The sequence below is a fragment of the Acetobacter sp. DmW_136 genome, assembly GCF_008690365.1.
GTDB lineage: Bacteria > Pseudomonadota > Alphaproteobacteria > Acetobacterales > Acetobacteraceae > Acetobacter > Acetobacter oryzifermentans.
The window spans coordinates 1-8,465 of sequence record NZ_VHON01000033.1 but is presented as its reverse complement, the minus strand read 5'-3'; the positions used below and the strand labels follow the sequence as shown (position 1 = coordinate 8,465).

Here is an 8,465-nt window from a genome sequence, read left to right as displayed (position 1 = left end):
CAACTCACTCACAGCCTCACCTCCATTGGTAAGCCTGTGAATCACAACGTCTCGCTCAGTTCAATAAATTAATAGGTCCTGAGCCTAGAACAGCACGTACGCCACTCTCTGCACCCGCCTTACAAAGGGCCTCATCCATAATGGCCTTAAAGGGTACAATCTTGTTGCCACGCATGCTTTCGCTGGCAGTAATCACCGCAACTGCGCCGCTATCTATAATACGTTCTGCAATACCTTCTGCCGAAAAACCACCAAATAGCACCACATGCACCGCGCCAATACGCGCACAGGCCAACATGGCCACCACGGCTTCTGAAATCATGGGCAGGCAAATGGCAACGCGGTGCCCTTCTTCCACCCCCAAATGCACCAGCGCGTTAGACAGGCGGCAAACCCGTTCATGCAGTATGGCATATGTAATTTTTTCTGCCTCGGCCCGGCCTTCACGGTGGCTGATAAGGGCAACCTGATCGGCCTTGTCTGTCAGATGTTTATCAATACAGCATACCGAAGCATTCAGCAGGCCATCTTCAAACCAGCTTATGGACACATCACCCGTAAAGCTGCCCGTAAAACCATGCCTGGGTTTGCGGTGCCAGTGCACGCGCTTTGCCTGCTGCAACCAGAAGCCATCCGGGTCTCGGCGTGCATAGCGCTGCATGGCGGCCAGTTCCGCAGGTGGCATCAGGGCTGGATAATCTGCATACTGCGTGTGTGGGATAGTGATGTTTTCCGACATTGTTCTGTCCCCCTTACTTTTTTGTTTTTTGTTGTTTGGGATAGAAAGAGAATGTTCAGGCGGCGTTGCGATCGGCCTGACCGATGTGCGGCAGAACCGTGGCCACAATGCCTGCGTCCAATGATTCATAATCGTAATACCGGATTGTTTTGTACAGTTCCTCTCGCGTTTGCATGCGCGGTAGCATGTCCTGCGTACCGCCTGTGCGCGCAATGGTTTTGTACAAATCCTCCTGCGCCTTGTTAGCCGCCCGCAGGGAACTGACAGGCCAGATGACCATACGGTATCCCATATCTTCAAACTGAGATGCCGTGAAGTAAGGAGAGCGGCCAAACTCTGTCATGTTAGCAAGCAGGGGCACATCTGGCATACGACGCACAAACTCCCTGAACATATCTTCAGAAATCAATGCTTCAGGAAAAATAGCATCAGCCCCGGCCTCGTAATACAAGCGGGCACGGGCCACGGCACCATCCAGCCCTTCTGAGCTGGCGGCATCTGTGCGCGCAATAATCAGCATATCGCGCCGGGCCTTGGCTGCGGCCGCCACCTTTTGCGCCATCTCCTGCGGAGAGGCGAGCTTTTTATTGTTCAGATGCCCGCATTTTTTGGGCAGTATCTGGTCTTCAATATGCACGGCAGCAGCGCCGGAATCTTCAAAAGCCCGTACCATGTGCATGACATTCAGTACTTCACCGTATCCGGTATCTCCATCCACCAAAAGCGGCAAGCCGGAAGACCGTGCAATTTGGCGGATGAAGAAACACGCATCCTCAATGGTGATAATACCCAGATCTGGCAGCCCCATGCTGGCAGACATAGCCGCACCTGAAAGATAAAGAGCCTGAAATCCATTATCCTTAGCCTGCAAAGCCGCCTGCCCATTATGTGCCCCGGGAATTTGCAGAATACCTTGTTTGTTCAGCAGAGCGCGAAAGCGCTGCCCGGCTGGTGTTTGTGGCAGATCCTTGCCAACCAGATATGTCATGCTGCATGCTCCAGACCATCACGTTCACGCAGGGGCACAAAAGGCCGATTATCCGGCCCCACATAATTGGCAGACGGGCGAATGATTTTACCATCCTGCCGCTGTTCCATAATGTGGGCGCACCACCCTGTTACGCGGGCAATTACAAAAATAGGTGTAAACATGGCCGTAGGAATACCCATGGCGTTGTAAGAAACCGCGCTAAACCAATCCAGATTAGGGAACATTTTTTTCTGCTCATCCATAATCCGCTCAATACGCTCGGCTACATGATACAGGCGCATGTTGCCATTACGGCGCGAAAGGTTGCGAGCTGTTTCCTTAATAATTTCGTTACGCGGATCAGCTATCGTATAAACAGGATGCCCAAAACCGATGATAACTTCACGGTTTTCCAAACGCTGCAGAATATCTTCTTCAGCCTCATCCGCAGTGCGATAGCGTTGCTGAATATCCAACGCCACTTCATTGGCGCCACCATGTTTGGGGCCACGCAGCGCCCCTATGGCTGCCGTAACGGCGGAATACATATCCGAACCAGTACCCGCCACCACTCTGGCAGTAAATGTGGAGGCATTAAATTCGTGCTCGGCATACAAAATAAGGGATGTGTGCATAGCCTGCACCCACTCCTCCGATGGCGCTTTACCATGCAGGAGGTGCAAAAAGTGTCCGCCTACACTTTCATCATCCGTATTGGTCTCTATCCGCCGTCCGTGGTTTGAGAAATGATACCAATACAGCAGCATAGACCCTAACGAGGCCACAAGCCTGTCTGCAATATCTCGTGCGCCTGCGGTGGCGCAATCGCTCCGTTCTGGCAGTGCACAACCCAGAACGGAAACTGCCGTGCGCATAACATCCATAGGGTGCGTGGCGGCTGGCAAACGCTCCAAAGCGGCACGCACAATGGCAGGAATATCCCGCATACTGGCCAGATGCCGCCTATAGGCTTCCAGTTCTGCGCTATTGGGCAGATATCCGTGGATAAGCAGATGCGCGACCTCCTCAAACGTGCTGGCGCGCGCAAGGTCTTTGATATCGTACCCACGATAATGCAGATCATTCCCGCTCTGCCCCACAGTGCTGAGCGCCGTGTTGCCCGCAACCGTGCCTGACAGCGCAACAGATTTTTTTGGTTTTCTGTGCAGATGCGTTGTCATTGTTCTATTCCTTCCTGTGCGTTATCGCCTGTTTAGGAAGCCAGAGCCGTGGTGGTGGCCGCAACCGCAGCAGGTTTGGCCTGCCCGAAATTAAAAATGCCTTCCGCTGTGTTCTGGCGGATATCACGCTCTGGAATGGCAATTTCCAGCATATGCAGTTCCCCTGCTTTCAGGTTTGGCAGGTTCTGCACAACTTCTAAAAACCTGTCTGCTTCCTTATGGGGAACAATGCCGTCTGAAAGAGTCTGAAACTTACCAATGTAATCAGCCCGCTGCCAAGGTGTTGCCCCTAACGTATGGGCGTTGGCAACAGCCAGCTCATCCGCAATAACCGCACCATCTTTCATGCGGATAACAATGCGACCACCAAACGCTTTTTTATCCGGATCTGTTTCGTGATACCGTTGTGTCCACTCTGGTTTTTCTATTGTATGGATCTTGCGCCAGAGCCGCACGGTATCTGGCCTGCGTGCCCGTTCCGGGGCATAGGAATGCACATGGTGCCAACTGCCATCCTGCAAGGCCACGGCGACAATATACATAATGGAATGATCCAGCGTTTCCCGCGAGGCTTGCGGATCAAACTTTTGCGGATCGTTCGAACCCGTGCCGATCACATAATGCGTGTGATGGCTGGTTTCTATCAGCACATCTTCCACGTCATCCCAGTTTTTGATTTTCTGGCCCATACGAAAGGCAAGATCAATAAGCGCCTGACTTTGATATTCTGCCGAATGTTCCTTGGTAAAGGAAGACAGAATGGCACGTTTTGGCTCACCCATTTCTGGCAATGGCACGCGATAATGCGCATTTTTACCATCCAGCATCCAAGCAATAACACCATCTTCCCCTTCATAAATCGGGGTTGGAGATGTTTCGCCCATCATGGCACGATCAACGGCCTCTACCGCCATCTTGCTGGCATGCGCAGGCGCGTAGGCTTTCCATGATGAAATTTCACCCTTGCGGCTCTGGCGCGTGGCTGTGGTTACATGCAAAGCCTGCCCAATGGCCTGATAGATAACCGCTGGTGGCAAACGCATAAGCGTGCCAATACCTGCGACTACAGATGGGCCAAGATGCGCCACATGATCTATCTTGTGTTTGTGCAAACAAATGGCACGCGCAAGATCTATCTGAATTTCATACCCTGTGGCAGCACCACGAATTAAATCCGCACCGCTTCGGCGGCACTGTTGGGCAACTGCCAAAATGCCCGGAATATTATCACCCGGATGAGAATATTCTGCTGCTAAAAATGTATCGTGAAAATCCAGCTCACGCACGGCTGTGCCGTTGGCCCATGCGGCCCATTCTGCATGCACACGCACATTTGGCCCCATACCAAACACCGTAGCCCCGCCTTCGCGCCGGTGGGCCAGAGCCTCGGCCCGTGCGCTCATTACGGAATGACGGTTCACAGATGCCATAGCCACAGATGCGTTATCTATCAGCCGGTTGATGATCATATCCGTAACGGCGGCCTCCACCGGCACCGGATCTGCCGCTACCTGCGCAATTTTCCACGCAAGCTGTTCGGGCCGTGGCAGACGGTCGCTTTCTGGATGAACGCGCACATCATGGTACTGCATTGTTTTTACCTCATGATCGGAATTTGATCGTGAAGCGAGTGTTGCAGAGTGTTGTTTTGAACGGCAGAGAGATAAGAGTAAAAAGAGGCGAAGGGAATGTTCCCGTTTGCGAAGTTTGCGAAGTTCGTACCATGCCACAAACCAGAACCAAGCTTTTTGCTGGCCCGCGCTTGCGGCAGTTGCGCCAACGCGAAACCCTAACCCAAGCTAACCTGGCGGAAATACTTGACATATCACCAAGCTATCTGAACCAGTTGGAGCGCAACCATCGGCCCCTTCCACACCACCTGCTGCAAAAACTATGTGAGCGTTTTGGTCTGAGTCCGGCATGGTTTAGCAACACCAAAGAAGCCCATACCGTGCAGGCCATGCGCGAAACCATGGCCGACCCCGTGTTTAAAAACGCATCTCTGCCTTTGGCCAAAATGGCGGATGCCGTGCTTACCAATCCGGATTTATGCGCCGCGTTTCTAACCCTCTACCGCGCTTATAAATTTGAGCAGGAGCGTGAAGACAACGCTCTTTTACCAACCCCAAATTTGGAACCCTATGAAACGGTAGGGGATTGGGTGCAGCAACACCGCAACTATTTTCATGAACTTGATTGTGCAGCCGAAAAATTTTACGAAAGTCTTGATCTCAAAAATGGCTTGTCCGAAGCCTTAAAAACCTACCTTCTTGATCATCATGGTTTGCATACGCAACAAGACCCGGCGCTGGAAGAAGGCGGCTTGGTGTGGCGGATAGATCGGCACCGTCGCACTATCCTTCTGCCCCCAGATCAACCATCGGAAAGCACGCTGTTCTATCTGGCGCAAATTATTGGCCAACGCGACCAAACCCGCCTGATAAGTAGCATTTTACGCCGTGAAGGCCCAAAGGAGAAAAATGCGCTGGAGTTGGGGCGTGTTTACCTGGGCAACTACTTTGCCGGGGCATTGCTGTTGCCCTATAAGCGCTTTTTGCATGCGGCACAGACCATGCGTTACGATATTGAACGCTTGCGCCGCCATTTTGGTACCAGTTTTGAACAGATAAGCCACAGGTTAAGCACGTTACAGCGCCCCGGCATGGAGGGCATTTCCTTTTATTTTCTCAAATTAGATATTGCAGGAAATATTCTTAAAAGTTTTTCTGCCAACCGCTTTTCTCAGGCCCGTTTTGGTGGCCCTTGCCCGTTATGGAACATCTTTCGGGCTTTTGCCACGCCCGGGCAGGTGCAAGTGCAGCTTTCTCAAACCACGGATGATTCCATTTACCTCAATGTTGCCCGCACTGTAGGGCATGAGGGGGTTACCTATACAGACCGCCCACGCCAGATTGCCATTGTGTTGGGCTGTACCATCAATGATGCCGCAAAAACGGTTTATGCAGATGGTTTAAACCTGAATGACCACAGATTGGTTGTACCCATTGGCCCCGGCTGCCGCGCATGTATGCGGGATAATTGCAGCCACAGATCTTTGCCTGTTTCGGGCCGTATGTTGGATACAGGAAGCGATGCCAGAGGCGTTGTGCCCTATCGGGCGCTACCTGAAAAACCCTGATATCTTGCAAGGGAAAAGATAGTCTGGTGGGGCAAGGGGAACTTAAAAAACCTATCTGGAATGACCGGGGATGCAAAAACATTCCAGATAGGAACCGGGGATTGAACGGGATAAATCAAGACGAACCAAGAGTTGTCGCGGTAATGCCCCTTGCCCCACCAGCAGAAACGCCTTCATCACCGCGACAAAATTGATAATAAGAACCATTCTCAATAAATGCAACAGAAAAAAGCAGGGATGGAGAACTTTTTTGCTCCCCATCCCTGCCGTATAACGCAGCGTATTGTTTTAGTTGGATTTTTTAGCCGGTGTGGAGGGCGCAACTTTTTCCACCACATCGTCCGAAACAAACACAACGCCATCCAGAAGCTGGTTAAGTGCTTCTACAGCCTGCTGCGGCTGGCGGCCTTCTGTAAACACTTTTGCACGGTACAGGGCACCTTCGCTCTGTTCCAGCGGGGCAAGGGCCAGAATGAAGTCTGCATCTTCACCCACAACCTGTAGGCTCTGCTGCGCCTGCTGGGTCTGCCCGGCTTGGAACTGCTTGTTGGCGTTTGCCAATGCAGCCTGTTTTTCTGGGGCCAGTGTTTCGCTTACAATAAATTCGCCACCAACAGGCACCCATGTTGTGGGGTTGGCAACTGGCGTATGGGCTGCAGAAACCGGATGCTGCGGCGCTGGCTGAAGCTGGCTTTCTGCCGCAAAGAACTTCTTGTTATCTGCACTGGCAGCCTTAAAGCGCTTTTGTGCATCATAGAGCGGGGGAATAGCTGCATCGGTTTTGCCCTGAGCCAGCAGATCCCGCGCCTGAAACACGTCCATCATGGCTTTCTGGCCATCAACAGAGAGACGGTGCATGGCATGGCCAGCCTTGAACTTTTCCCACGTGGTGTGCACAGTACCTGCCTGAGCCACAGAAAAACTGGTGAGCAATACAGCGGAGGCTGCAAAAAGAGCTTTTAAACGCATAAAAACTAATCCAAACTGATTGAATTATTCAAAGATAACGAATGATATCCTGAAATTTAATTTAATGCGCCACGTGGGGTGATACAATTCATCTATATTAAAAAATATATTATAGTCAGGCGTTTTTTATTTATTGTCTGATACCTGAATGTTTTTTCTTCTCAAAACCCTGCTTTCAGCTTTGATTATTGCTCTGGTTTCCACTTTGGCACGCCGTTACCCTGGTTTTGGTGCGTTGGTTGCCGCCCTGCCCCTTGTTTCCGTATTTGGGATGATCTGGCTTTGGCTGGAAACGCATGATCCCGCACGGATGGAAGCCCATGTGAGCGCTACATTCTGGTATGTGCTGCCCTCCTTGCCCATGTTTTTGTTCATGCCGTGGCTTATGCGGTATGGCGTGCATTTCTGGCCCGCACTGGCCAGCGGCTGTGGCTTAACTATTGTTTTGTATCTGCTGATGATCTGGGCCGGATCTTGGCTTGGTATCAGCCAATAAAACCTCTTGCCAGCAGAGTCGCCCACAGATTCTGCGGATGCTCCGGTGGGTAAGCCTGTGGATAACGTGTACAACCTACGTGAAAATCGTGGCCAGTACTCTCATCTTCCCACGCTTACCGCCGTATTTTACGTGGTGACGGCAAGCGCCAGAAATTCTGCTTGATACGATCTGCCACACCCGGAAACGGATCCACCCCTGTATTGCGGACAAGGGTTGCCACTGTTACCTGATCGCAGTGTGGAGAACGTTGCACGTTTTTGCAGACATATACGCCCGCAGCCTGACGTTGCGCAGAATACACAGCTTTCCATGTAGAAGACGGCACAAATACATGGTCTGGCCCAATGGTGGGAATAGGATGGCCATGAAAGGCAGGGCCGGTGACCACATATAAATCACCTTCCTGCACAGCCAATTCCCGCACTGTGTATTCAATACGCGCCCAAATGCCCTGATTGAGCGTAATGGATTGCGGTACCACATTGGAATACGCAAAAGTTTCAAATTGTGCGGCGGGAGTTGGCTGGTCTGCACTGGGGGCCATGTGGCCTCTGCTGTAGCCAGATTTTTTGTAATCATGGTCTCGACTACCATTTGGCCAGCGAGAATCTTCATAAAAAGTGCCAGCACGCATCAGGCGTTCTGCAAGACGCACATTATCTGCCTGCAAATGCTCTGCGGCCCACAAAGGTGTGTGCGTAACAGATGAAACCAAAACAGCATAACCCATGTTACAAAGCAGCTCTGTCTGCTTCAACATGAAAGGCCGCGTGAGTGTGGGCAATCTGTTTTCTGGCCCAAACGCCTGACATGCTGCATTTTCCTGCGCCCAAGCGGCAGAAACCGGCAAAGACGCTATAACAATGCCTAAGCATATTTTAGGCTCAGGACTCATTCTTTGAGGTAGAAGATGAAGCTTGCTGCGATGTGGATAGCGGACATGAAAGTGTGTGCGCAGCGGTCATATC

7 protein-coding genes and 1 pseudogene are annotated in these 8,465 nt (G+C 51.6%); 2 read left to right on the top strand and 6 right to left on the bottom strand.

The features are described 5' to 3' along the window. Positions 1-85: 85 nt before the first annotated feature. From FKW31_RS11380 to FKW31_RS11365, 4 genes and pseudogenes are all read right to left on the bottom strand, one after another. Positions 86-739: pseudogene (locus tag FKW31_RS11380) on the bottom strand (AMP-binding protein); the annotation flags it as partial. Positions 740-794: 55 nt separating this feature from the next. Beyond that, positions 795-1,727: a methylisocitrate lyase gene (gene prpB, locus FKW31_RS11375; RefSeq protein ID WP_063353517.1), complete on the bottom strand. Its 933-nt coding sequence runs from the start codon at positions 1,725-1,727 to the stop codon at positions 795-797. Further along, positions 1,724-2,890: a 2-methylcitrate synthase gene (gene prpC, locus FKW31_RS11370; RefSeq protein ID WP_150178597.1), complete on the bottom strand. Its 1,167-nt coding sequence runs from the start codon at positions 2,888-2,890 to the stop codon at positions 1,724-1,726. Before prpC ends, prpB begins: the two co-directional genes overlap by 4 nt. Positions 2,891-2,922: 32 nt before the next feature. After that, complete coding sequence (locus tag FKW31_RS11365) at positions 2,923-4,482, bottom strand: MmgE/PrpD family protein (protein ID WP_150178596.1); 1,560 nt, start codon at positions 4,480-4,482, stop codon at positions 2,923-2,925. A gap of 131 nt (positions 4,483-4,613) precedes the next feature. Here FKW31_RS11365 and FKW31_RS11360 point away from each other — a divergent pair, with 131 nt between their 5' ends. Beyond that, positions 4,614-6,029, top strand: a complete 1,416-nt coding sequence (locus FKW31_RS11360; protein ID WP_150178595.1) for a short-chain fatty acyl-CoA regulator family protein — start codon at positions 4,614-4,616, stop codon at positions 6,027-6,029. 288 nt (positions 6,030-6,317) lie between these two features. On the opposite strand, the gene FKW31_RS11355 is transcribed toward FKW31_RS11360, so the two are convergent. Continuing rightward, positions 6,318-6,998, bottom strand: a complete 681-nt coding sequence (locus tag FKW31_RS11355; protein ID WP_150178594.1) for a YfdX family protein — start codon at positions 6,996-6,998, stop codon at positions 6,318-6,320. A 148-nt stretch (positions 6,999-7,146) separates the two neighbouring features. Here FKW31_RS11355 and FKW31_RS11350 point away from each other — a divergent pair, with 148 nt between their 5' ends. Beyond that, the gene (locus FKW31_RS11350) at positions 7,147-7,494 is read left to right on the top strand and encodes a DUF3147 family protein (RefSeq protein ID WP_150178593.1); all 348 of its coding nucleotides are present in this window, start codon (positions 7,147-7,149) and stop codon (positions 7,492-7,494) included. A 115-nt stretch (positions 7,495-7,609) separates the two neighbouring features. On the opposite strand, the gene FKW31_RS11345 is transcribed toward FKW31_RS11350, so the two are convergent. Continuing rightward, positions 7,610-8,392: a DNA/RNA non-specific endonuclease gene (locus FKW31_RS11345; protein WP_150178592.1), complete on the bottom strand. Its 783-nt coding sequence runs from the start codon at positions 8,390-8,392 to the stop codon at positions 7,610-7,612. Positions 8,393-8,465 lie beyond the last annotated feature (73 nt).

Excerpts from the sequence above, each read along its gene's own strand:
- prpB (WP_063353517.1), bottom strand. The coding sequence starts at position 1,727 with ATGACATATCTGGTTGGCAAGGATCTGCCACAAACACCAGCCGGGCAG.
- prpC (WP_150178597.1), bottom strand. The coding sequence starts at position 2,890 with ATGACAACGCATCTGCACAGAAAACCAAAAAAATCTGTTGCGCTGTCA.
- FKW31_RS11365 (WP_150178596.1), bottom strand. The coding sequence starts at position 4,482 with ATGCAGTACCATGATGTGCGCGTTCATCCAGAAAGCGACCGTCTGCCA.
- FKW31_RS11360 (WP_150178595.1), top strand. The coding sequence starts at position 4,614 with ATGCCACAAACCAGAACCAAGCTTTTTGCTGGCCCGCGCTTGCGGCAG.
- FKW31_RS11355 (WP_150178594.1), bottom strand. The coding sequence starts at position 6,998 with ATGCGTTTAAAAGCTCTTTTTGCAGCCTCCGCTGTATTGCTCACCAGT.
- FKW31_RS11350 (WP_150178593.1), top strand. The coding sequence starts at position 7,147 with ATGTTTTTTCTTCTCAAAACCCTGCTTTCAGCTTTGATTATTGCTCTG.
- FKW31_RS11345 (WP_150178592.1), bottom strand. The coding sequence starts at position 8,392 with ATGAGTCCTGAGCCTAAAATATGCTTAGGCATTGTTATAGCGTCTTTG.